The following is a 22,312-nucleotide window of genomic DNA, read 5'->3' as shown; positions in this document are numbered from 1 at the left end:
AAAGAAAAACAGAGTAAACTACTCTTTAAATTAGCAAAAATCAGCGGGGGCACAAAAAAAGAAACAGCTTTGTAATTAATGTTGTTTTTATATTTAACTTATTGCTGATAGCTAATCTTACGCAGAGTTCCTTCTAAAGAAACACGCTTTTTAATTTTTGCTCCCGTTTTTGCGACTTCTTTACCGCTAAAACCTGAAGATGAAATAGAAACGTAATCAGCAGAATTAGCCATACCACTTATACGACCTAAAGACGTTAAACCAGTTAGTCTTTGAATAAAATTACGAATATCTAAATGCAAAGAATATCCTTTAAGACTTCCAGTGCGAAAGACTTCTGCGGCGTATGACGAAACACCATTCGCCTCAATAACTCCTCCTCGATCAGCTTGAAAGATATATTTAAATCCAGGATAAACAATGGACTGCTCTAAAATCACCTTATTATGACTGCCCGTTTTTACGGGGTCCATTTTTATAACCGATGACAGGCTAGCTTCTTCTCCATAAATTTTAAAGCGGCAGTTCTTAAACTTCACCTGCTGATTTTCATAATAAGCATACGAATTGTAAAAACGGATATGCATAGCTGTTGTTTCTAAATTCTTTTTTCCTTGGGCATAAAACTGAACGTTTTCAAAAGTTAAGTCGCCGGGGGCATAGATGTGTCCTGAATCATAGGTGTTGCCTTTATCATTACCACTGACCGTTCTCAAGATGCTGTTCTTAATTAAACCTGTCGTTTTAAGAACGTGGCTTTTCGCATTTATACCAGCATAAAGAAACTGACCGCCATACATTATGATTTTATCGCCGTAAAATGTAGAATTATCGCCAGCAAATCCTAAATCAAAAATACCGTTCATTCTGGCATTGGTTAATTTAATATTATTAGTCAGTAATTTTTTACCTTCTAAGTCTTTCTCGCCATGCGGATCAATTTCAATTTGCAGGCTCATAAAAGGTCTTGCATCTCCCCAACTCATATAGTGATCAATATCAGCGTTAACTTTGCCGCCGGTGATTGTAACCCCACCTCTGAAATTAAAGTTAGCTTTCATTCTTTTAATCTGAATATCTACATTTGAATAGATTTGCACACCATCGCCCGGGCTTTCGTGAAAATCAGAATCGCTAATTTCGACTTTTAACGATTGAGCTATAGTTCCGCGCAAAAACAACAACGACTTCTGCTCTAGCTCATAAGATGCATGCGGACCCTGACTATTTCGGCTTCCGTAGAAATTCATATTTTTAATCACCAATGGATTTGGTGAAACAAAAATACCATTGACCATACGCCCCCATTTATTAGCTTTATGGCAACGATCAAATGTATCTTTATCGGTGTCTTGATATTTCAAACAAGGCGAAGGCAAAACTGTAAGCGTTGCTTTTTTGCCATGCAACTCATCACTGTCGCCGATATAACTTATGCCACTGTAAAACGGAATCGTCTTTACTTGAAATTTAGAATTTAACGGTGAAACAAGATAAGTTCCGACCGGAAAAACCACGGCGATTTTAGCTTTGTTATTTTCTAAGAGAAGCGACTTTGCATAATCGGAAGCTTTTCTGATTTCTTCGGTGTCATCGTCTTTATCGTTTGGAATCGCCCCAAAATCGGTCGCGACATTAATAATATGATGAAAATCAGAATCAGAAGGGGCCACTGTAAAGTTTTGAAATAATAATGCTGAAGTAAAGCATAACGAAATACAAACGCCTAAGCTTAAGTGCCTTTTTCTAAGTGTCATAATTCCCCTGCCTAGATTTTACAGAGAGGAGACGCGATTTAGAATTTAAAAATGGTGACGTTTCAAAGAGGGATCTTTTTTGACAATAAATTCGACGCTCCACCTTTTTGGAGTGGAGCAGATTTGAATTAACTAGTAGTTTTCAAATGTAGTCAGGATAAAAGCCACAGCGCCGCGATTAGCAAATAAGATCTCGTTGGCGTAAGCCATACTTTTTTCTGAATTGGTTACGGCATCGTCACCCGTTAAAGTGTCTTTTTTGTTTTTTTCTAATTGAGTTTCTACCGTAGCTAATGTTTTTTTAAATCTTGCATCAAAACCATCCGCAACTTTACCTTCTACAACTACCTTTGTAAAACACACAGCTTGTTTGACATAGTCATCCATTTCCATTGGAAGAGTAGTTCCACTAATACCTTTATCAGTTAATAATTCCATTAACTTCTTACGTAATTTTACGCCAGAAACACGGATTGATTCTTTAAACTTACTTTGACCGCCACCATCAGTAGCCATATCAAGAACAACTTGGTCAGCTTCACCATCACCGTCACAAGTAATGCGTTCATCTGTACCTACAAACCAGTTAACTGATTGAGCCATTGCAGAAGTTGATGTTACTAAAATTAAGGCTAATGATAAGATGTGTTTTTTCATATAAGGCTTAAATTGCAGTCGTCATACCAGCGCTAATAACTGCCAGCAGCCATTTAAAAGCCTCTGAACTGTCTAAGCACTTCAAAGAAACAAAAATTGTTGTACGTCTCAAGATAGCTCATGTCTCAGAAATAGATGTTTAATTTACTGATTGAGGTGTAGACAGAAAATTTGAATTTGCAAAAAAGTTTCAAAGATAGTCTAAAGATTATATTATTTAGCTTTAAAATTGTTAAGAAAGCTCCGATGACTTAAACGCTCTTACGGGAGAGGAAGAAACCATGTCATTTGAGTACAGAAAAAGTAAAGGCTACGGCGACAACGAAAGCTTTTGGACCTCTTATTCGGATTTATTCTTAGGATTATCTTCAATTTTCTTAATGCTTTATGTAGTGGCGAGTCTTCGTACCGGAACAGACACTATTAAGGTCATGACTGACAACCAACAATTAAAAGTTGAAGTGCAAGACCTTAAAAACCAGCTACAAACGTATGAATCTGTTAAAGAGAATTATCTAAACAACCAGGCTTCAAAAGATGAAATGACTGAATACAACGAGTTAATGGATAAATTAACGTTGTTACAAGATGAGGCAAAAAACGAAAAAGAGTCATTACGCCAACAGGCCCGCGAAAACGAACGTAAAGAAATGGCCTTAAATAAGTACCAACAGATGGTTCGCAATATCATCAACTCTAATAACTTAGCTAAGGTTAAGATCAACAACCGTAATGAAATTATCACTGAAAAAGATGAAGACATTAAAGATCTTAACACGAATATCGCCAACATGAATCAGGTTCTTAAAACTAAAGAGCAAGAAATCTCTAATACCAGTCTAAAACTGCAATACCAACTTAAAGAATTAGATAAAGCCAAAAAACTTCAAAAAATTTCTCAAGTGGCTTATCAAGCCCGCATGAAACAATTAAAAGCTGTTGCGGAAAAAAACATTCAAAACCTTCGTGCAGAAAAAATGCAAGTGGCCCAGAACTTATCAGCAGCCCAACAACAGCTAGCTTCAACTCAAAGCGAACTTGAAAGCACATCTTCAGAGTTAGGAAAAACTAAAGGCGCTCTTGAGGCCAGCAACCAACAAGTCAGTGGTTTAAAAGACCGTATTGGTAGCATGAATGCAGAATCACAAGCTAAAATGCGTGTCCTTCAAGAAGGTTATGACAAAGAGCGCGCCGCTGCTCGTGCTGCTTTTGATGCAGAACTTGGCCGACAAAAAAATCTATCTGCCGGTGAAATTGCCCGTAGAGAAGCTGAATTTAAACGTCAGGGCGAAGCCCGCGAACGTGCTTTTGCTGGCCGCATTCAAGGTCTAGCTGGCGAATTAGAGAATACAAAAGGTGCGCTAGCCAATACACAAGGAAGGCTTGCTGCTGCTGAAGCTGAGCTTTCTGCACGAAAAGCTATCGCTGAAGAAATCAAAAAAGGTTTCAGAGGTGCTGGAGTTAAAGCCGACATCAATATGGAATCAGGCGATGTGGTTTTAGATTTCGGCCAAGCTTACTTTGACAGTGACTCGGCTCAATTAAAAGAAGAAATGCGTAACGTTTTACAACGTGCGATGCCTACTTACTCTAAATCATTATTTGGTAACCCTAAAGTCGCCGACAAAATCTCTTCTGTTGAAGTGATCGGTTTTGCTTCGCCGACTTACCAAGGCCGTGTGGTTGATCCTTATTCAAGTAAACCGCAAGACCGTGATGCCATTAAGTACAATATGGATTTAAGTTACAAACGTGCAAAATCTATTTTCAATTACATTCTAGACGGCAAAGAAATGAATTTTACTTATCACAAGAATTTAGTTCCAGCGATGAAAGTCTCTGGCCGAAGCTTCCTGGATCTAATGAAGCAAGATCGTTCTATTGCTTCTGTTGAAGACTACTGTAAGAAAAATGACTGTAAAAAGTCACAAAGAGTTATTATTCGTTTTAATATGGAAAGTAAAAAATAGAGGTACACTATGAATGACGTTCTTTTACAAAATGTAATTCGCAACTTTATCAATTATCTACCCTACGCCATGGGTGCGGTTTTTGTTGTCGCTGTAGCTCTTCGCTGGGCGATCTACTATACCGTCAAACGTCATGAATGGTTTGCCAGACAATTTGAAATGAAAGTGCATAAATTTTTAGATTCAGAAGAGAATAAAAAATTACAAAATGCGTCTTTCTATGTCTTATGCAAAAAGCTTTTTGAAAAAACTTTCTATGAAGCCTTTGCTGTGCGCGACCGTAATTCTGCGCAAAACAAAGATCATGTCATGTCGACCAATGACAGAATATTTCTTGTTAAGCAAGGCTGCGCTTGGCTTGTGAAAGACACTTTAAAACAACTTCGTTATTTAAAATGGTCTAAAGAAACTCCTAAGTTGCAACATATCACAAGATCTACCCTTCACCACAACCCTTGCTTTAATAAGGTATTTGGTGTTCTGCCAATGGGTACAGTGAATGATTTAATTTCTATCTTGCCGGGCTTATTCGTTGTAGCTGGTATCTTAGGTACATTCTTGGGTATCAAAGGTGGTCTAGTGCAATTAGGCGGAATGGATGTTGGTGATCTAGAACGCACTAAAACAATTATGGATAGTTTCTTACATGAGATCGGTTTTGCCATGGCCTCGTCGATTATGGGTATTGCGTTCTCATTAGCGTTACATGTGATTAACACCTCATTATCACCAGAGCGCGTCTATACGTCTCTTGTCGATCGCTTTGAAAATGCCATGGATTTATTATGGTACAGATCTGATAACAATGTTATTCCTGAGGGTACTACAAAGTTTGATGAAAACAAAGACCCGCACGAGGCTTTAGCTGAAGAAGCTTTAAATATTGAAATCTTGAAAAGTCAAAAAGACGGATATCAGGCGGCTTAGTCATATATGAATGCAGAACGAGTTTTTGTTTTAGAAATCACACACGGTGACGGCGTAAAAAATCACTACGTTAAAAATCCTGAATTCGTTTTGGGGCGTGGCCCTACGTCTGCCGTTAAAATTGATGATAACAACATCTCTAGAGAACACGTTAAAATCAATTATGACGATGATATTGGTTCAATTATCATTCAAGATTTAAAATCTTCGAACGGGACCATGATCAACGGGCAAAAACTCGAACCCTTTGCTAAATATGGCTTAAAAGAAAATGACATTGTCACTTTCATAAATTCTTCAACTTCAATGAGCATTAAAACTATGCGCGCTTCGACTGAAGTTCATGACTTTGTAAGCAAAGCGCAAACTCAACATAGCGAACCGGTAAATGTAAAAATATCGGGTTTTCCGCAAACCGAACAAGACCTTAAGATTGATTTTAAGAATGTAAGCCTTGATTTACCCAAATACCGCGATCCAGGCGAACATGCGCGCGAAATCATTGCAGAAGCTAACTTCTTAAAACAAACGATCATTAAAGGCGCTCATGTTAAAAAAGAACAAATCATCAATGAAACCCAAATTCAGGCTAAAAAATTAGCTGAAGAGGCTTACCAAGAATATCGCAACCGGGCTGAGCTTCTGATTGATGAAACAAAAATGCAAATGCAGCATCTAAAAACCGAAACCGAATCCCATTTAGATGATAAACGCATGCACGCCTTACAAGAAATTCAACATCTTTGGAAAGAACACCAAGATCAAATTTCTGAAGAAAAAATACAAATCATTAATCGACTAGAACATGACGCTAAACTAAAACTTGATATCGAAATCGAGCGCATGAAAAACGATATGTTTATCGAGCGCAATAAGCTCTTAACCGAAGCTGAATCAACAGTTATGGCCAATACCCGCGCCTACCGCGCGCAGTTTGAAAATGAAAAAAACGAACACACTGAAAAAATAACTTTCATCATGCAACAAATTGAACAATTTAAAAATGAGCATGATCATCTTACAGCAAAGATTGAAACCTTAAGAAACCAATCTCATGAAAAAGAGCTAGAACTAGACAAGCTTAAAAGTTCTTATACGATTGAAAATGATAAATTTGAAGCCATACAAAAAAATCATAAATACTTAGAAGAAGAAAATATTAAAATTCTGGATAGTTTAAGCAGCTACAGTAAAAATAAAGACCAGGCCTTGGAAGAAGAACGCATAGCCCGTAAAAACACTGAAGAACTCAGTCAAAAAATCGCTTCTTTATCGCAAAGACGCACCGAAATAGAAGAAGAAGTGGCGAATTCAGAAAAAAACTTAAGTGCGCTTAAATTAAAAGCCAAAGTTGAGATTGAAAAAGAGTATCAGGCCTTACGCGAGGTTGAAAATAGAAAATTTGAAGAATTTAAAGTTTCAGAACTTAAAGAATTGCAAAAAATAAGAACTGAGCATGCTAATTCTTTTAAAAAATTCAGTTTAGAACTTTCACAAGAACTGGCCAGTAAGCTTGAATTATTAAGTAAAACACGCCCAGAATTTGATTTTGATAAAACTTTAGAAGTCATTAATTCAGTTATTCAAGTTAGAAGTACAGCTAACACCGGTGCCGAAACAAATCATCAAGCACAGCTAGATAACTGGAAGCGCAAACAAAAATCTGCAAAGTTTAGTCTTTTTGCATCTGGCGCTATGGCTTCAGTTTTAATTTACACTTCAGGAAGTTTTCTTTATAAACAGTTCTCAAAAGATTCTCTTCAAGAAGAATTAGTACGCAACACAGAAGCACGTCGTAAAAAAGAAATTGAAAACAAATTTGTCGCTGTCAAAACTGGCCAATACTATGACTCTTATGTGGATGCTACGATCTACACCAATGGTTATGTTGATGCTTATTTAAATAAAGATTATCAGGATGAATGGGTTAAAAAAGTGACGGTCTACTTCCTAAAAACCTGGAAGATCGATGAGCAAAAAACAATTCAAATTATTGCTAATTCTAAGTCATTAGTTCAAAGCATTGCTGAAGCCAGCCAGTCTTTAACCAAAGATAAACTTCAAAATGACCTGCAAAAGCTACGTGATCTAGAAAGAAGAAATGTCGAAGCACAAATCGCGATTCTAGGCACCAATGTTAAATACGAATCTTATAAAAAACTAGAGCGACAATTTTTCACTGATAAAATCAATGCCCGCAACATGGCTAGCGAATAACCTTCTCAATCGCCGCACTGATATCAGCAATTAGATCGTCAGGTTCTTCAAGACCAATATTCAGACGTACCAAACGATCTTTATAATCACGGTTGGGGCGATGTAACCCCGGATAGACCATGGCTAACGACTGTGTACCACCCCAGCTAAAACCAAGTTTAAAAAACTTTAGGCTTTCAACAAAGGTAATCACCTGTTCTTTTGGTACATGCTCTTTAAATACAAATGAAAAAACACTGGCAGATCCTGTAAAATCACGCTTCCAAATTTCATGCCCACCACAATCTGGCAACGCTGGGTGCAGAACTAATTCAACATCCGCGTGATCTTTAAGCCACTTTGCAATTTTTAAGGCACTTGCTTCTAACTTTTCTAAACGCACACCTAAAGTTTGTAACCCCCGTAAAGCAAGACTTGCATCATCGGGTGAAACATTCATTCCAAGCTGCGCCCAGATAGATCCTACTTTTTCGTAAAGAGCGTTATTAGCCACTGATAACGAACCAAGAACGAGATCACTATGACCACCGATGTATTTTGTAAGCGCCTGTACACTCACATCAACACCATGTTTGAACGCATCAAACATCACACCAGCTGAATACGTATTATCAATCGCCACAGCTACACCGCGAGCCTTCGCCGCTTTAATAATTGCTGGAACATCTTGAATTTCCATAGTGATGGAACCAGGACTTTCTGTCCAAATAAGATGAGTGTTTGGCTTGATTAAATCAGCAATGCCTGCACCGATTGACGGATCATACGTTTGTACTTCAATGCCCATGTTTTTAAGTAATCCATAAGCTAATTCTTTATTTGGGCCATAAGCACTGTACGGCACAAGACAATGACTGCCCGTTTTACAAAACGCTAAATACACCGTTGAAATTGCAGCTTGCCCACCAGGTACGATAAACGTGTGGTGTGCCCCTTCGATTTCAGCAATACGGATTCCAAGCTCAACTACCGTTGGACTTCCAAAAAGTCCGTAAGTATAACCATGAGTTTTCTGTCGCCAATTATCGATAATGCCTTTGGTATTTTCAAAGACCACCGTTGAAGCCCGGTAAACCGGAGTTGTTAATGAATTATAATCTTTAGGAGCATGATTAGTCGGATGAAGTAATTTCGAACGCCAGTGCATAGTTGTAAGTAACCCTCTAAAAATAAAAAAGACTTAGCTCTATTAAAGCTAAGTCTTTCATAAGAATGTAAAACTGACTAGTGTAAAGAAATGCCTGCCGCAGCTGGAGGAGTCGCATTTTCAGGTACACCTGGAAGACCTGAGAAAGACCCATCACCAATAGCTAAAGCACTATTATTAAAAGTTGCTACTGTATAGAATGTGTCATCTGAGCTATTCGCGAACACCATATTCATACACGTCATAGTACCGTATGAGGTTTTGCCCACACCATTATGTGAAGTGTTTACGCCAGCAGCGTACGGACTTGTACCACCACACGCTGTATTAAATTGACCTTGCACAGTCGTTGTTGCAGCCATAACAGTTGAGTGTGTTGCAAAAAAAGCTAAGCCAAAACCAGCTGCATTAGCTACACCGTTAATTGAAGCAATAGAATAAGCCCCAAGCACTGCGTACGAAACCTCGAATAAGCCAGAGCAGCTTGAATTGCTGTACCACGTTTGGCTATAACTGAAAGAATTATCAGCACCTAAATATAAGCTAACAATAAAGTGAGTTCCACCGGTAACGGGGTCAGCGACAGCAGCCGCTGTACAATTCGAACTCCATGACTTAGCAATATCAGCCGCAGAGATGCTAGCTGTTGAAGACGAGTCTTCAGATTCTTTCTTACAACCGGTTAAAGTTAAAAGTGAAGCTACAAAGACCGCCGTTAAAACGCGATTTGTTTTCATGGTTTTCATCCTTTATTAAGAGTTAACGTACTATTTCAAGTATCGGACCCTTAACTTATCGGGATTTAATTTCACGTCTTGATACGGTAATTTGAGATAATGCGAGCTTTCAAAGAAACACAGCTTCGTTCTAAAAAGATACACTTTTAAAAATGAATTGCTTCGCCAAAAGAAAAAGGCAAAATGCGCGAACAAGAAGCTGTTAAAGGCTACTGCCCTTGAAAAAGACGACCTTCGATATCATACAGAAGGCTGCCATCGGATTCGATCCACTGCTCTTTATAATCCATATGGCCACCTTCAACACGCATGTTCACGTGAACCACAGTGTTTTCGTTGTACTGCTCTTCCCATTTATAAGTGCTAACAGCCCCGTCAACGCTCCATGCTCCGGCCACTTCACCATCTAAGATCAACTCACCGTTTGCATCTTTAGTGAATTCACGTTTGTCGGTTTCCATGTAAACCACGTCACAGTCAATTAAACCACCCTTAAGGATGAACTTCTCTGGATTTTCAGAAAACTTCATCTGCGCAAAACACTTCGGCCCCTGCCCTTGATAGCGCCAGTAAGCCCAGCCTGTCCAAGTTCCGTTAAGAGCCGCGAATGCAAATTGGGGTAAAATTAATACTGCAAATAGAAGAGTTTTCATACAAAGTCCTTTTTAATAAGCTGAACATCTTTTTTTGCTTTTGCAAAGAGAAAAAATTAGCTAAAAACCCTCTTATGAAACAGCTGATTTTTTTAAGTCTACTTTTGCTTCTTACAAGCGTTACCGAAGCCGCCTCGATTAACTGCAACACCCTATGGGCCAAGGGGTATCCTGACCCACGTTTTCCAGAAGGTCTAGATTGCACATTCAGCGAAAAATGGGAAACCTCAGTAGGTACTGGCGAAGTTTACCATTACACAAAGGGTTTTCCTCTTTCTCCGGACGATACGGGTTTTACTTTCCGCGCCCGCGAAGTTTTTAAAGCTGTGAGCGATAAAGTCTTAGCTCTTCGCGAAGAAAGCTCGATTAAACTTTATTTTAAGCCTTTAACTTTTATTTTCACCGACCAAAAAGCGATTAAAAACGAAATCGCCATGGTTCGCGTAGGACACGCTGGCGATGATGAATCTTGCCCTGTTATCGTTTATATCGATTCATTCAAAAAACAAACCCCAGAGCGCCAGAAGCAAATGTTAGCGCACGAAATCTTTCACTGCATTCAAGACACGATCTGGCGCGAAAAGATTGTTGATACACCAAAACGTGCTCACGAATGGTGGAGCGAAGGATCAGCAGTTTGGTTTAGTAACTTAGTTTATCCAAAAGCTAACCAAGAATTCGACTATAACGATGATTATATGGGTGATAGCCCTTTAGTCTTACAAAAAGAAGATAACTCTTACGGCACTTACCTTTTCTTTCAATCATTTGCCCAAAGCTGGATTGGTAATGATGCTGTCTTAAGTATGATTGAAGATATGCCTGAAGAAGGTGGCACCGCTGATCAGTTTAACGCTGTTTTAGACTACCCATCGATTGAACTTCACTTTCACCGTTTCGCCCAAGAAATTACAAGTAACCGTGTTAAAGATGCTGATGGCACTTTTTTAGCGACTTCGCTTTCAACGTTAAATGATTCTTACAAAGTCAAAGAAGGTGAAAATAATTTTGAATGGTTTAATGAAATTCTAACCATCAGAATCACTGACATTCAACTTCCACCGCAAACGATTGTAACGATTGATAATATTTCTGATCCAGATAGCACAGTTAACCCTATGGATATGCGTGCTACCGGAACCGTGGGTGAATGGAATTCCTTAATCGTTGGCTACCCTTCAACAGTTGATATGTCTTGCAAGGCTTTTCCAAAAAGTATTGATATTTTGTCATCGTATGCAGGTAGTGACCCAACGAATGAGAAATTCAAACTTAAAATCAAAGCCGAAAAAGCCACTTGCCAGTGTGTTGAGAAAGTTGAATTTGATAAATGTTTGGTCGGCAACTACGAACTAGACAAACCGTCTTTAGATAAAGTTTTTGCGCGGATCTTTAACCACAAAGATTATGTCGTAGAAAATTCATCAGGCAGTTACACATTATCTGTAAACCCTGGCCAAAAATTTACTTTTACCGAAACTGATTTTAACGCTTCAGTGATTATTAAAGACGACGAACATGGTGATATTCGCGTATTAGTTACGATGAACGGCAGCACCGATGCGCAAGCTAAACTTTTAAGTAAAAATGAAATCTGTTTTTCTGATATCGGAAGTGATTACGCCATTCGTATTCAAGTGTTCTTTCCGATGGGCGTTGCTGATAGCACAAACCCTTACTCAAACTTTGATGAATTTGCACAAGGTTCAACGAAGTTTCGCTGTAATAAAGATGAATTGGTCTTAATTCGGATGTTACCAACCGGCCCAGATGGCGAAGACCAACCGCAAGAATTACGTTTCATCAGAAAATAACGTTTAAGCTAATTTTCTTCGAATAATTTCGCTCGCAACAGCCATAAAAGCCGTTAAGTTTTTTGGTACAAAATGCTGTTGCGGGTACACAAAACTGACTGGACGCACATTTGATTTATAATCATCTAAAACACGCACCAGTGATTTATCACCGGCTTCTGTCGCACAAAAGAAAGTGGGAAGAAGCGCAATACCTACATCTGACACCGCCAGTGATTTAGCTAAACTTAAATCGTTTACTGTTAGCGATGAATCCAGATTTACAAACTGTGACGTACCCGATCCACTTAACTGCCAACCGTCTAAACCAAAAGGTGAAAAGATAATACAGCTATGCTCTTTTAAATCTTTCGGTGATTTAGGTGTGCCATGGGCTTTTAAATATTTTGGGCTTGCAAAAGGCGCAAAATAAACTGAACCAATTTTTTTAGCAATTAACGTTGAATCTTTTAATGGCCCTGCACGAATTCCTAAATCAATACCTTCAGAAATTAAATCAACAGTGCGATCTGTTAACATCAGATCAAGCTTTACTTTAGGGTACTGTTTTTGAAACTGCGTAATCACATCTGGTAAAAGAATTGAACCAAGCTCAACCGGAGCTGTGATTTTTAAGATCCCTTGTGGAATCGATTGTTTTTGTGTGACTTGCTCTTCGGCCTGAGTGATTTGATTTAAGCCCTGCACACATTTGTCAAAGTAATCTTGTCCAGCTTCGGTAACATGTAATTTTCGTGTTGTTCGGCGAATCAGAGTTACACCCAAACGTTTTTCTAACGCAGAGACTTTAGCGCTGACCGTTGATTTTGGCATATCGAGTAATTTAGCCGCGCCTGCGAAACTTCCACTATTTACGACTTTAATAAAGATTGAGATCTCGTTTAAATCCATTTGTACCTCGAAAATCTATTATACATTAGGCTGAACAATAAATCTAGATTAAACAGTCTATTAAAGACATCAGTTTTACCGTAAAGTACTTTGTATTGGAGGCGTTATGCTACAGCTTAGAAAATCACAGGACCGCGGTATTGCAGATCACGGTTGGCTAAAATCAAAACACACTTTCTCTTTTGCGGATTACTATGATCCAGAGCAAATGGGCTTTCGCTCACTTCGTGTCATCAACGAAGATCGCATCGAAGGTGGAACTGGTTTTGGCGCCCATCCTCACCAAAGTATGGAAATCATCTCTTACGTGGTTAAAGGCGCGTTAGAGCATAAAGATTCAATGGGCACTAAAGCCATCATCAAGCCAGGTGAAGTTCAAAGAATGAGCGCTGGCACTGGTGTCGTGCATTCAGAATACAATGCGGATCCAACCAACGAAACACATTTTTTTCAGATCTGGATTCAACCTAAAGCTCGTGGTGGTACTCCTGGTTACGGACAAAAATCTTTCGAAAATGACTTAAACTTAAAAAAGCTAGTTTTAGTGATGTCTGAAGATGGCCGTGATAGTTCGATCAGCATCAAACAAGATGCTGATATGTATATTTCACGTTTAAAAGCCGGTGATGATTTAGAATTCAAACTTCGCCCGACTCGTGGCGCTTGGGTTCAAGTCGTTAGCGGAAATTTAACTGTGAATGGTAAAGAATTAACAACTGGGGATGCTTTATCGTTTCAAGATAAAGAACTTTTAAAATTTAAAGCAAATGATAAGAGTGAAATTATCCTTTTTGATTTAGCTTAAAAGGCTTTAGACCTTTAAAAAAGTAAAAGCGCAGATTTTAAGTCTGCGCTTTTTTTTATTTTTTTATTACTTATCAAACTCTTCAATCAATGTGCGCATGAAGGCTACGGAGTCGCGGTTAAAAAATACAAGCTCAAAGTTAGTCACTTGATTTTGTTCTTCTACCGTTTGTGGAGTTGTCGCCATTTTTGAGAAATTAGAACCACTTTTTGAACGAATTTCTTTATCATGAGCTTTATATTTTACCATAAATTCATCTGATACAGTCATGCCGGCACCAGTTGCTCTGATACAAGAAGCTTTTTTAAGTAAAAAACGAACTTCATTTGGATTCGTCTTAGCAGCAGCATCTGCATTATATAAAATATTATCAATCTGTTTACTTAGTTTTTGGCCGGCCGCTTTAAACGACTCTTTCCATGTAGCGCCGCTTTCTTCATTAACCATGGCATCGATTAACTCTTTACGTTCATCAGATTCACAAAGAATAGGCTCTGTTGTACTGGCTGCAAAAGTTTGAAAAGATAATACGAATAAAGACGCTAATAAGATGATTTGTTTTTTCATAGTGGTTTTAGGTATTGCAGTCGGCATACCAAAACTTTAAAGATCAAATCTAATTAAACAAAGGTTACTTGTATCAGCTTAAGATGGTGCCTAAAACTGTTAGTCATCATCTTCCAGGAAAGCACACAACGCGCTCACGGTGGGCTTTAGGTATTTTTTCATCTAGGTGTTTATTGATCTCAGTCACACCATAGCGGCTCGAAGCGTGAATCAAAACGATACGCTCACTCTCAATCGAGTCTAAGTGTGGAATTAACTCATCTAAATGTATGTGCCCCCATTCGCGCGCACGAGCCACTGAGCGCTGCGAATCTAGATATGTGGCTTCCATAATAAGGATCTTGGATTGTTTAACCCAAGGGCGCGATTCTAAAAATTCGATCTGCGTATCACCGGTAAAGCTCACCATCGGTGTATGAATCACTTCATTGACCTCAATACCCTTTTTTCGCATCTCTACGATCTGGTCTTTCTGCAGGTTTAGATATTCACGCTTTAATTTTTTCTTCGATTCAAACAGCGTATAACCAAAAGATTCAATTCTATGAGTTGTTGGAAAAACTTTGATGTAATGATGGTTATTAATCTGAATCTCATCATCAGCCTTAACTCCGACAAATTTAAAATTATACGGAAAACCTTCAATCTTACTCCACAACCCCATGATTTCAGTCAAAGGGGGCACTAACGAGTGCGGCATGTAAAATTCGCCCGCTTTTTGCGAGGTCATCATTTTTTGTGAAATAATATACGGAATACCCGCCGCGTGATCTAAATGCCCGTGCGAAATAAAAAACTTCGTCATGTTAAACAGATACGGAAAGCCCTGAGCCACATCGAAGCTTAATGAAAATTCAGGCATCGCAATGGCGGTACGTACTCCGGCCAAAGAAGTACCGAAGAATTTATAATCACCATATTGCCAAGCCTCACCCACACGTAAACTCATAGACTTTTAAGTCTAGCTTAAACAGTTTGATCCTGCTATCTTTTTAAAAGATGACGACTTATTCACGCATTGCCATTATCGGAAACTCTTGTGCTGGTAAAACCAGATTGGCTCACCATTTGGCAAAACGCTACAGCTTACCTTTAACCCATGTGGATCAAATCCAATTTATGGAAGGTTTAAAGTTTCGCCCATATCCGGAATCAATTCGCATTCTTCAAGCCGAACAAGACAAACCGCAATGGGTTATTGATGGCTTTGGCCCTTTAGATATTTTAGAAAATCGTCTGCAAAAAGCTGATTGGGTGATCATGATTGATCTGCCCTTAACTACTCATTATTATTGGGCCATCAAACGTGTGCTTAAAAATTTATTCTTGGGGCAAAGAAGAGAGCTACCTAAAAATAGCAGCGAACGTGATCTACAACATATTTTAAAATTATTTAAAACGATTTATCAGGTTCACACTAAAATGCGTCCTGAAATGCTGCGCATTTTGTCGCGTGAGTCACTTAAATCTAAGACAACGATCATTCGATCAGTGAGCGACTTAAATCAGATTTTTAAGCCGTAAGTTTTTTGCGGTTAATAGTGAGCTTGTAGCCTACACCAGACAAGGCCTTCACCGTATGAGTACTGACCGCATTTAGTTTTTTTCTGACTTGGCAGATATGCACATCGACATTGCGGCCCATAACATTTGGGTCACTGCCATTCCAGGCTAGCTTAAAAAGCTCTTCACGTGAAAACACTTTTTCAGGCTGACTGGCTAAGCAGATTAAAAGACGAAATTCTGTGTGCGTGAATTTCACAGTGTGCTCTAGGTTTTGTTCATCTTTAACAACCACACTACGCTTTTCGCTAAGTATAGTCATATTTCCTATTGTTAATAGATCTTTATGGTCCGTCATATAAACTATCATCCAACAAAGTTGTAAACCTCGTGTTAGACTGATATGTACTTTTCTACTTATCTCTACTTGAGCTTAAAGAACTGATCCAGTTTCGTTTTGATATGTTGATACCCTGCAGGATCTAGTCTCTTAAGACTTTTTAGCTCTTCAAAAAGCTTTAAACGCTTGCTGCGGTAAAAGGTTTTAGCCAAGCCCACCTGTTCAGGGGGGAGTTTTTTTAAGGCTTCTTGCGGAGCCGAGGCTGGCTCATTCAATAATGTTACAGCTGATGACAAATCAAAATCACTAGGCACGACTTCAATAAGAGAAGTTTCAATGTTTTTAGCTAAGAACATATTCCAGGTTTGCCTCACTCCCGGAAGTTCGTTGAAATTCACTTTCCAGTCGTTATTGCCAATCATGTCTTGAAATAAAATAACCCGTGCTAATTTTTGAATATCTGTTAAACCCACTTCTCCTAAATCAACTTGATTAGCAATGTCTTCATCAACTAATTCATAGCCCATGCGATGAGAAAACTGTTTTAAACTTTCCATTAAAAAAGCTTGGTTCCACGCTACAGTCGCACCACTTTCTGCTTTTGATGAATCAACATACTGAACCATAACCGGTCTGGTTTTAAACGAAGGAATTTCTAAAATTTCTAAAAAACGATAAACCAAAGCTTCGCGCAGAGGGGATTTACCATCGTAAGCTCTGCCGTAAAGCTGTGAATTTCCGCCACGGTAACTGCAATGGCTTCCGACGGCTAACTGTTCGCGACCGGCCAATGAAGTTCCAGACACATTTTCAGCAAAAAAATATAAACTGTATTTTGGAAAATTACATTCAAGTGGCGATAAACTTGTGTTTCCACGTAAACCCACTTCTGCGTAAATAAGAGTTTCTGATTTATCTCTGTTTTCGATGACGACTTTAACCGGAATGCGAGCTTGCTTAGCAATTTCAGGAGCATAGAAACGTTGTTTTAAAAGGTCTGCCCAAGCCCCTTCAACACGTAAACGCATCAATTCACTAGAAGAGAAAACTGTCTCAGTTTGAGAAAAAGCCAAAGCTGAAAACAAGAAAGTAAAAAGTAGAATAAAAGAATTAAAGAAGCTTTGGCGCATAAGGGTTTACCTAGCTAAATACATGCTCACCAAATCCGATAGAACACACTTTAAGCTAAGCTTATGTGTTGATCTGTTAAACACTAGCCAAGAATCTGACTTATCCCAATTCGCCCACCTCAAGTTCCACATTGCCACATTCCCCACGCCTCGGGCAATTTAGGCCAACTCAAAGCGTGGAATAGATAGTGCATTTATTCACAGTTGTTAAAGCGTTGTTACCAATTCGTGTGGAGTGTGAATTATGATAAAACCAATTTTAAACCTAACTGTTTCATCTTTAATGGCGATGTCGACGATATCTGTTACACCTTTTTCAGAACCTGCAAGAGATGACGACTTTAAAATCTTTCTCGATAACCAGTCTTATGTTTCAAACATTTTTAGTTTGCAAAGTACGCGATTAACGCAAGGCCACTCACAGTATGAAATCTGGGCCGGATCTTATTGGCCTATTCATCAAGGACTTTTAGGACAACGCTATGCAGATCCAGATTTTCCAAAATCAAAAGATTATCTTACAAATTATAATGATTATTTACTTCGCCCGTCTGAACTTTTAGTGATCGCCGGAAGTATTAATCGCCTTTCACCAGCAGAAAAATACGATTTATTAGTTGGCGATACCAATTGGACATTAACAAAAGCCATGTGGTCCCGCGGACAAAAAACATTGCAGCAATACGGTTATGTGCCGACTTGGACAGGCATTTGTCATGGCTGGTCAGCCGCCGCACATATGGGAGTTAAAGCGCCTCGTCAGTCTGTGGTTGTAACCGATGTGACCGGCCATTACACGATTGAATTTTACAAACAAGATATCAAAGCTTTAATGTCTTACCTGTGGGCTGAATCAAGCACAGATTCAATTCAAGCCGGCAATCGTTGCCGTCAGGACATCGTCTTAAAAGATCAGTATCAACGCCCAATGGATGCGTCGTGCTTAGATTCAAATCCTATGAGCTGGCACCTAGGTGTTACAAACCGTATCGGCATGTACCAAAAAAGTTTTGTGATGGATTCAACGACAGGATCTGAAGTGTGGAACTTTGCGGTGAAAGGTTATGATTATAGTTATTTTAATCCACGTACTTTTGAAACAACTCACAATTTAAAAGCAGCTGTTGAACCGATCGAAAATATGACGATGGATAAATATAAAAATTATCGAAGCCCACGCGCTAAATATATTGTAGGTGTTGTAATGGATGCTTTTATTCCGTCACTTATAACTCCTGCTGTAAATGAAGGGCGTAATGACCGTACTAAGTCTTACAATTTTGTTTACGACTTAGAATTAGATGCAGGCTACAACATTATAGGTGGAGAATGGCATTCGCACGCACGCCCTGATTTCATTTGGTCGTACGGTGCCACAGGACGCGCCATGACTACAGAAGATCTAGCGCTTTCTGAATCTTGGGATTTAGATAACCGCCTACCAGACAGTTACGCTGCCCGTGCGATTGAAGCTTCACAAAAAGGCAAAGTCTTAGGCCGAATTGCAGAAGCTTTGTTAAACGAAAGTGTTGATGAATAATTATTAGTTATTTTCTAGATCATGACTTTTGTAAACAACAAAAGACGGCCCTGAAATAGCGGCGGGCTGAAGGTTTTGTAGAATGGCTTTAATTTTAGTGATTCTCTCTGAAGCCTCGAGATCCATTTTTTGCAAAATCTCTTCGCCACTTTCTGGCGAAAGTTCATTTGAACGCACATCAGTTCCTACGAAAAAGACATCTTCATCTTTTTTGCAAACAGTAAAGTAATGAGCGCTTTTTTTATGAAGATAATAACTGCAATTATTGCTGACAAAATATTTGTACTGATCTTCTGAAAGATCAGTCATGTGCTGACTTAAAACGATTTCTTTATGCTGTTTTAACGACCGGAATTGATAGCCAACGAAGTGGATGGGTGTCCTACAGCTATTAATAAAAAACAACACTATACCGGCTACAACGACATTTATGATCATGGATAGTCCCTAGCATCGGGCACACTCTACACTCTTGTAAATAAATAAATTGTTATTGGCGAAAAAAACAATCCACCTTAAACAATCACTCATATAAGAACCCCAAAAACAGGGGGTGTTTATATGTTATTTTTATTCGCGAAAGCGTTCACGCCCTAAGCGTAACGACTCTTGGATATTTAAAGTGGGTTCGACCGTTGGCTCCTGCTGAGCCCCTTCAATAAGTAGACTTACAATTTCTTGGGCCGTCGCCCGTGGAAAAGCACTCCACAATAGCGCCGCTGCCGCAGAAACAATGGCCGTTGAAGCACTGGTTCCTGATATGCGAACACTGCGGCTGCCAGTATCTGTTTGTGCAAAGCTTGGAACATGTTCACCTGGCGCATAGATGTGAACCGTTTGACCAAAGCCACTAAAACTTGAACGATGCCCGCGATCATCGAGCGATCCGACATGCACATGATTTCCTAAGCTCAACGCCGCCGGCAAAACTCCATGACTGATCACATCGACGGGTTCGTTTCCTGAAGAATTCACAAAGACTACATTTTCATTAGCCCAACCGACAAAGGCAGTTCGTAAAAGTTCTGAACAATTCACCGTCCACGAATTATTAATAATTTTAGCATTGTGTGCAATGGCAAAGGCCAAAGCTTCTTGCGCATGAAACTCAGAGCCTCCATCGGCGGTCATAAAATCGATCGGAAGAATTTTTACATCGGGAGCCAAACTTAAACTTGAGCTATTTAAGTAAGGCCCGGTGATAATGCCAGCCATGGCGGTTCCGTGCCCGGTTTCATCTTCTACGCTTTCAGCATTCGAAATAAAATTCCACCCTGGCACCATACGACGGCGCAAGCTTGGATGTTTTTGATCTATTCCTGTATCAACAACCGCTACCGTTAACCCTTGGCCGAAAAATCCCCGGTACCACGCCGAGCGAACATGAATCGTCTCATAAACAGTCTGAGCTGATTCAGGTGTTCCAAACGACGGAATAACCGGTTCTTCTTCTTCCGTTTTTACAAGTTTTGCGAAGATTGTATAGTTAGGTTCGACAAAATCAATATCGTCGCGATTAATGTTGATAAAGTGATCTAAATTTTCTGAAACTACAAGTGAGGGACTTTTTTTCTTCCAATGAACGATGAACTGGTTTTTTACCATGTTACTTTGACAATAGGGTGACGAGGCTTCGACATATTTTTTGTCTTTAGCACAAGCCACCATAAGCAACGCACTCAGAGTAAAAAAAACAGTTCTTATTGCGCGCACAACTTAAGCTCTTCTTTAAGTGGCGAACGCATAACTGCGCGAATTGATTCTACCGGAATACTTTCAGGCGTCTCTAAAGAAGAAACTTGCGCTAAAGCCTCTGGAGTAACCGATTCTTTAACTTGATTTAAATATTGAGTGTCGATTTCATAACTTTGCGGAAGTTCGCCCACCCGGCTTGCCCAGTGAAGATCTTTTCTGATTTCAAATGAAAGCGCTGTTTTTGAAATGCAAATAGGATCAACGGTACTGTACTTTTCGACGATCGACAAACTGTGCGGCGAAAGATACCTGTAAGTTATTTGGTACGGCTGTTGACGATCAAATAAGGCCTTTTTCTGGGCGGCATTCATCGTATCGCGAAATTTATCTTTTAGTTTAATAGTAATTTCTTTGTCTGAATAATCAGTAATTTCAAAGGTCATTACTTCTTCAGACGCCGAAAGCATTTGCACCGTTTTGCAATCTTTCTGGCGAATTTGCGTAAATAAACCCATTTCATTCACTGCAGAAACTTTGTAATTAAAAGTGGCGTAAGAAAAATAATTAATCTTAGCTTGCGGCATAAGATCGAGCGGTTTTAGGCTTGTCGTCATAATCGCGGCAGGAACTGAAAACTGCGGATTTTGCAAAACGCGGGATAATTTCTCTAAATCTAAACAATTTCCCGAAGACACATCAGCCAAAGCTACTTCTGAAGGAATCACCACTTCTTCTACGGCTTCTTCTTTATTTGATTTACAAGCCACTAAGGCTAAAGGCAGAAACACAAGTAACAATTTTTTCGTAACATTCATAACATCCCCCTCTGCTTAAAAAAGTGGGCAGCATTTGACTGCTACCCACCCTTTTTCACTCTTGAATTTTACAACTTCAGTTACGGAGTTGTTGGAGTAGGACTTTGACCGCTTCCGTTTTGATCTGGATCATTTTTATCTTGATCCTTGTCTTGATCCTTGTCTTGATCTTTATCTTGGTCTTTGTCTTGGTCTTTGTCTTGGTCTTTGTCTTGATCTTTATCTTGGTCTTTGTCTTGATCTTTATCTTGATCTTTATCTTGGTCTTTGTCTTGATCTTGGTTTTGACCTTGATCAGGAGTTAACACAAGAGTGGCTTCAACTTTCATGCAATCAGCTGTTGCGGCCATTTGGTCTTTATCTTGGTCTTTATCTTGATCCTTGTCTTGATCTTTATCTTGGTCTTTATCTTGGTCTTTGTCTTGATCTTTATCTTGGTCTTTGTCTTGATCTTTATCTTGGTCTTTGTCTTGATCCTTGTCTTGATCTTTATCTTGGTCTTTGTCTTGATCCTTGTCTTGATCTTTATCTTGGTCTTTGTCTTGATCCTTGTCTTGATCTTGGTTTTGTGTTGAACAATCAGATAAAGCGAAGCGGATCGCCTCAGACGGACGAGCCTCTACATTACCAGTTAATAAAGTAATTAAGTCAGCTGTGAATGCTGAACGAGTTCTTACGATATTTAAGGCTTTGCGATCAGCAGATGACAATGTCATCACGATTTGTTCGCCAGCATATAAATCCCAAGTACCTGCATCAGTTTCTACAACTCTATTTACTGTTCCTAATAGATTTGCTTTTTCAGCTAAAGCCGGATGCTTAGCTAAAATCTCAGCTAAAGCTGCCGCTGGAGTTCCTGATAATTCACCGCCTGCAGCTAAGTGATAATCAGCAACTTTAGAAATGCGTAACGCATTTCCAGAGGCTACCATTTCAGATGATGCAGCTTCTACCGGTGCACCCGCTGAAGAAGAACCCCCTGAACCACCACCGCTACAAGCAACCATTGCTACTGCAAGTGTTGATACAGAGAACAATTTAAAGTAACGCGCATAACTCTTATTCATAAAAATCCCTCCATTAGGATAGTTTTGTTTTAATGCTGTTTAAGCAACGCGAATGCCACAGGTAAAAACTTCTAGGTGCG

21 protein-coding genes are annotated in these 22,312 nt (G+C 39.2%); 7 read left to right on the top strand and 14 right to left on the bottom strand.

From position 1 onward, the window contains the following. Positions 1-98: 98 nt before the first annotated feature. Both ACKWCF_RS07800 and ACKWCF_RS07795 read right to left on the bottom strand, forming a co-directional pair. Positions 99-1,757, bottom strand: coding sequence for a hypothetical protein (locus ACKWCF_RS07800; RefSeq protein WP_409480150.1), 1,659 nt, complete (start codon positions 1,755-1,757; stop codon positions 99-101). Between the two features lie 132 nt (positions 1,758-1,889). Beyond that, positions 1,890-2,414, bottom strand: coding sequence for a hypothetical protein (locus ACKWCF_RS07795; RefSeq protein ID WP_409480149.1), 525 nt, complete (start codon positions 2,412-2,414; stop codon positions 1,890-1,892). A gap of 281 nt (positions 2,415-2,695) precedes the next feature. Here ACKWCF_RS07795 and ACKWCF_RS07790 point away from each other — a divergent pair, with 281 nt between their 5' ends. The 3 genes from ACKWCF_RS07790 to ACKWCF_RS07780 are packed head-to-tail and all read left to right on the top strand — an operon-like array spanning position 2,696 to position 7,528. Next, entirely contained in the window at positions 2,696-4,384 is a 1,689-nt protein-coding gene (locus ACKWCF_RS07790; RefSeq protein ID WP_409480148.1) for a microtubule-binding protein, read from the top strand. Between the two features lie 9 nt (positions 4,385-4,393). After that, positions 4,394-5,311, top strand: coding sequence for a hypothetical protein (locus ACKWCF_RS07785; protein ID WP_409480147.1), 918 nt, complete (start codon positions 4,394-4,396; stop codon positions 5,309-5,311). Between the two features lie 6 nt (positions 5,312-5,317). Then, positions 5,318-7,528: an FHA domain-containing protein gene (locus ACKWCF_RS07780; protein ID WP_409480146.1), complete on the top strand. Its 2,211-nt coding sequence runs from the start codon at positions 5,318-5,320 to the stop codon at positions 7,526-7,528. On the opposite strand, the gene ACKWCF_RS07775 is transcribed toward ACKWCF_RS07780, so the two are convergent. From ACKWCF_RS07775 to ACKWCF_RS07765, 3 genes are all read right to left on the bottom strand, one after another. Then, positions 7,518-8,675: a cystathionine beta-lyase gene (locus ACKWCF_RS07775; RefSeq protein ID WP_409480145.1), complete on the bottom strand. Its 1,158-nt coding sequence runs from the start codon at positions 8,673-8,675 to the stop codon at positions 7,518-7,520. The two genes, ACKWCF_RS07780 and ACKWCF_RS07775, sit on opposite strands and share 11 nt — an antisense overlap. 77 nt (positions 8,676-8,752) lie before the next feature. Then, on the bottom strand, positions 8,753-9,412 hold the full coding sequence (locus tag ACKWCF_RS07770) for a hypothetical protein (RefSeq protein ID WP_409480144.1): 660 nt from the start codon (positions 9,410-9,412) through the stop codon (positions 8,753-8,755). A 209-nt stretch (positions 9,413-9,621) separates the two neighbouring features. Next, on the bottom strand, positions 9,622-10,065 hold the full coding sequence (locus ACKWCF_RS07765) for a hypothetical protein (protein WP_409480143.1): 444 nt from the start codon (positions 10,063-10,065) through the stop codon (positions 9,622-9,624). A 74-nt stretch (positions 10,066-10,139) separates the two neighbouring features. On the opposite strand from ACKWCF_RS07765, the gene ACKWCF_RS07760 reads away from it, so the two are divergent. Continuing rightward, entirely contained in the window at positions 10,140-11,879 is a 1,740-nt protein-coding gene (locus tag ACKWCF_RS07760) for a hypothetical protein (RefSeq protein WP_409480142.1), read from the top strand. Positions 11,880-11,882: 3 nt separating this feature from the next. On the opposite strand, the gene ACKWCF_RS07755 is transcribed toward ACKWCF_RS07760, so the two are convergent. Continuing rightward, on the bottom strand, positions 11,883-12,770 hold the full coding sequence (locus ACKWCF_RS07755; protein ID WP_409480141.1) for a LysR family transcriptional regulator: 888 nt from the start codon (positions 12,768-12,770) through the stop codon (positions 11,883-11,885). Between the two features lie 106 nt (positions 12,771-12,876). Here ACKWCF_RS07755 and ACKWCF_RS07750 point away from each other — a divergent pair, with 106 nt between their 5' ends. After that, on the top strand, positions 12,877-13,575 hold the full coding sequence (locus ACKWCF_RS07750; protein ID WP_409480140.1) for a pirin family protein: 699 nt from the start codon (positions 12,877-12,879) through the stop codon (positions 13,573-13,575). A 66-nt stretch (positions 13,576-13,641) separates the two neighbouring features. Here the strand turns inward: ACKWCF_RS07750 and ACKWCF_RS07745 are convergent, their stop codons facing one another. Both ACKWCF_RS07745 and ACKWCF_RS07740 read right to left on the bottom strand, forming a co-directional pair. Further along, positions 13,642-14,142, bottom strand: coding sequence for a hypothetical protein (locus ACKWCF_RS07745; RefSeq protein ID WP_409480139.1), 501 nt, complete (start codon positions 14,140-14,142; stop codon positions 13,642-13,644). 106 nt (positions 14,143-14,248) lie between these two features. After that, positions 14,249-15,091 carry an MBL fold metallo-hydrolase gene (locus tag ACKWCF_RS07740; RefSeq protein ID WP_409480138.1) on the bottom strand — a complete coding sequence of 281 codons (843 nt, stop codon included), beginning with the start codon at positions 15,089-15,091 and terminating at the stop codon, positions 14,249-14,251. Positions 15,092-15,141: 50 nt separating this feature from the next. On the opposite strand from ACKWCF_RS07740, the gene ACKWCF_RS07735 reads away from it, so the two are divergent. After that, complete coding sequence (locus ACKWCF_RS07735; RefSeq protein ID WP_409480137.1) at positions 15,142-15,666, top strand: hypothetical protein; 525 nt, start codon at positions 15,142-15,144, stop codon at positions 15,664-15,666. Here the strand turns inward: ACKWCF_RS07735 and ACKWCF_RS07730 are convergent. Beyond that, positions 15,656-15,967, bottom strand: coding sequence for a winged helix-turn-helix domain-containing protein (locus tag ACKWCF_RS07730; RefSeq protein ID WP_409480136.1), 312 nt, complete (start codon positions 15,965-15,967; stop codon positions 15,656-15,658). The genes ACKWCF_RS07735 and ACKWCF_RS07730 overlap by 11 nt on opposite strands. Before the next feature lie 101 nt (positions 15,968-16,068). Then, positions 16,069-17,115, bottom strand: coding sequence for a hypothetical protein (locus ACKWCF_RS07725; RefSeq protein ID WP_409480135.1), 1,047 nt, complete (start codon positions 17,113-17,115; stop codon positions 16,069-16,071). Positions 17,116-17,359: 244 nt separating this feature from the next. Here ACKWCF_RS07725 and ACKWCF_RS07720 point away from each other — a divergent pair, with 244 nt between their 5' ends. Continuing rightward, positions 17,360-18,655, top strand: coding sequence for a hypothetical protein (locus tag ACKWCF_RS07720; protein WP_409480134.1), 1,296 nt, complete (start codon positions 17,360-17,362; stop codon positions 18,653-18,655). 3 nt (positions 18,656-18,658) lie between these two features. Here the strand turns inward: ACKWCF_RS07720 and ACKWCF_RS07715 are convergent, their stop codons facing one another. The 4 genes from ACKWCF_RS07715 to ACKWCF_RS07700 form a co-directional block, all read right to left on the bottom strand. Beyond that, positions 18,659-18,964 carry a hypothetical protein gene (locus ACKWCF_RS07715; protein ID WP_409480133.1) on the bottom strand — a complete coding sequence of 102 codons (306 nt, stop codon included), beginning with the start codon at positions 18,962-18,964 and terminating at the stop codon, positions 18,659-18,661. A 261-nt stretch (positions 18,965-19,225) separates the two neighbouring features. Beyond that, positions 19,226-20,260, bottom strand: a complete 1,035-nt coding sequence (locus tag ACKWCF_RS07710; protein WP_409480132.1) for a S8 family peptidase — start codon at positions 20,258-20,260, stop codon at positions 19,226-19,228. Between the two features lie 95 nt (positions 20,261-20,355). Then, positions 20,356-21,165, bottom strand: coding sequence for a hypothetical protein (locus ACKWCF_RS07705; protein ID WP_409480131.1), 810 nt, complete (start codon positions 21,163-21,165; stop codon positions 20,356-20,358). A gap of 80 nt (positions 21,166-21,245) precedes the next feature. Beyond that, a complete protein-coding gene (locus ACKWCF_RS07700; RefSeq protein ID WP_409480130.1) occupies positions 21,246-22,232 on the bottom strand; it encodes a hypothetical protein in 987 nt (328 codons plus the stop codon). Positions 22,233-22,312: the final 80 nt, after the last annotated feature.

Origin of the sequence: Pseudobdellovibrio sp. HCB154 (genome assembly GCF_046267985.1) — a bacterium.
Taxonomy (GTDB): Bacteria; Bdellovibrionota; Bdellovibrionia; order Bdellovibrionales; family Bdellovibrionaceae; genus Pseudobdellovibrio.
This window is presented reverse-complemented; position numbering and strand designations above follow the sequence as displayed.

Excerpts from the sequence above, each read along its gene's own strand:
- ACKWCF_RS07800 (WP_409480150.1), bottom strand. The coding sequence starts at position 1,757 with ATGACACTTAGAAAAAGGCACTTAAGCTTAGGCGTTTGTATTTCGTTA.
- ACKWCF_RS07795 (WP_409480149.1), bottom strand. The coding sequence starts at position 2,414 with ATGAAAAAACACATCTTATCATTAGCCTTAATTTTAGTAACATCAACT.
- ACKWCF_RS07790 (WP_409480148.1), top strand. The coding sequence starts at position 2,696 with ATGTCATTTGAGTACAGAAAAAGTAAAGGCTACGGCGACAACGAAAGC.
- ACKWCF_RS07785 (WP_409480147.1), top strand. The coding sequence starts at position 4,394 with ATGAATGACGTTCTTTTACAAAATGTAATTCGCAACTTTATCAATTAT.
- ACKWCF_RS07780 (WP_409480146.1), top strand. The coding sequence starts at position 5,318 with ATGAATGCAGAACGAGTTTTTGTTTTAGAAATCACACACGGTGACGGC.
- ACKWCF_RS07775 (WP_409480145.1), bottom strand. The coding sequence starts at position 8,675 with ATGCACTGGCGTTCGAAATTACTTCATCCGACTAATCATGCTCCTAAA.
- ACKWCF_RS07770 (WP_409480144.1), bottom strand. The coding sequence starts at position 9,412 with ATGAAAACAAATCGCGTTTTAACGGCGGTCTTTGTAGCTTCACTTTTA.
- ACKWCF_RS07765 (WP_409480143.1), bottom strand. The coding sequence starts at position 10,065 with ATGAAAACTCTTCTATTTGCAGTATTAATTTTACCCCAATTTGCATTC.
- ACKWCF_RS07760 (WP_409480142.1), top strand. The coding sequence starts at position 10,140 with ATGAAACAGCTGATTTTTTTAAGTCTACTTTTGCTTCTTACAAGCGTT.
- ACKWCF_RS07755 (WP_409480141.1), bottom strand. The coding sequence starts at position 12,770 with ATGGATTTAAACGAGATCTCAATCTTTATTAAAGTCGTAAATAGTGGA.
- ACKWCF_RS07750 (WP_409480140.1), top strand. The coding sequence starts at position 12,877 with ATGCTACAGCTTAGAAAATCACAGGACCGCGGTATTGCAGATCACGGT.
- ACKWCF_RS07745 (WP_409480139.1), bottom strand. The coding sequence starts at position 14,142 with ATGAAAAAACAAATCATCTTATTAGCGTCTTTATTCGTATTATCTTTT.
- ACKWCF_RS07740 (WP_409480138.1), bottom strand. The coding sequence starts at position 15,091 with ATGAGTTTACGTGTGGGTGAGGCTTGGCAATATGGTGATTATAAATTC.
- ACKWCF_RS07735 (WP_409480137.1), top strand. The coding sequence starts at position 15,142 with ATGACGACTTATTCACGCATTGCCATTATCGGAAACTCTTGTGCTGGT.
- ACKWCF_RS07730 (WP_409480136.1), bottom strand. The coding sequence starts at position 15,967 with ATGACTATACTTAGCGAAAAGCGTAGTGTGGTTGTTAAAGATGAACAA.
- ACKWCF_RS07725 (WP_409480135.1), bottom strand. The coding sequence starts at position 17,115 with ATGCGCCAAAGCTTCTTTAATTCTTTTATTCTACTTTTTACTTTCTTG.
- ACKWCF_RS07720 (WP_409480134.1), top strand. The coding sequence starts at position 17,360 with ATGATAAAACCAATTTTAAACCTAACTGTTTCATCTTTAATGGCGATG.
- ACKWCF_RS07715 (WP_409480133.1), bottom strand. The coding sequence starts at position 18,964 with ATGACTGATCTTTCAGAAGATCAGTACAAATATTTTGTCAGCAATAAT.
- ACKWCF_RS07710 (WP_409480132.1), bottom strand. The coding sequence starts at position 20,260 with ATGGTAAAAAACCAGTTCATCGTTCATTGGAAGAAAAAAAGTCCCTCA.
- ACKWCF_RS07705 (WP_409480131.1), bottom strand. The coding sequence starts at position 21,165 with ATGAATGTTACGAAAAAATTGTTACTTGTGTTTCTGCCTTTAGCCTTA.
- ACKWCF_RS07700 (WP_409480130.1), bottom strand. The coding sequence starts at position 22,232 with ATGAATAAGAGTTATGCGCGTTACTTTAAATTGTTCTCTGTATCAACA.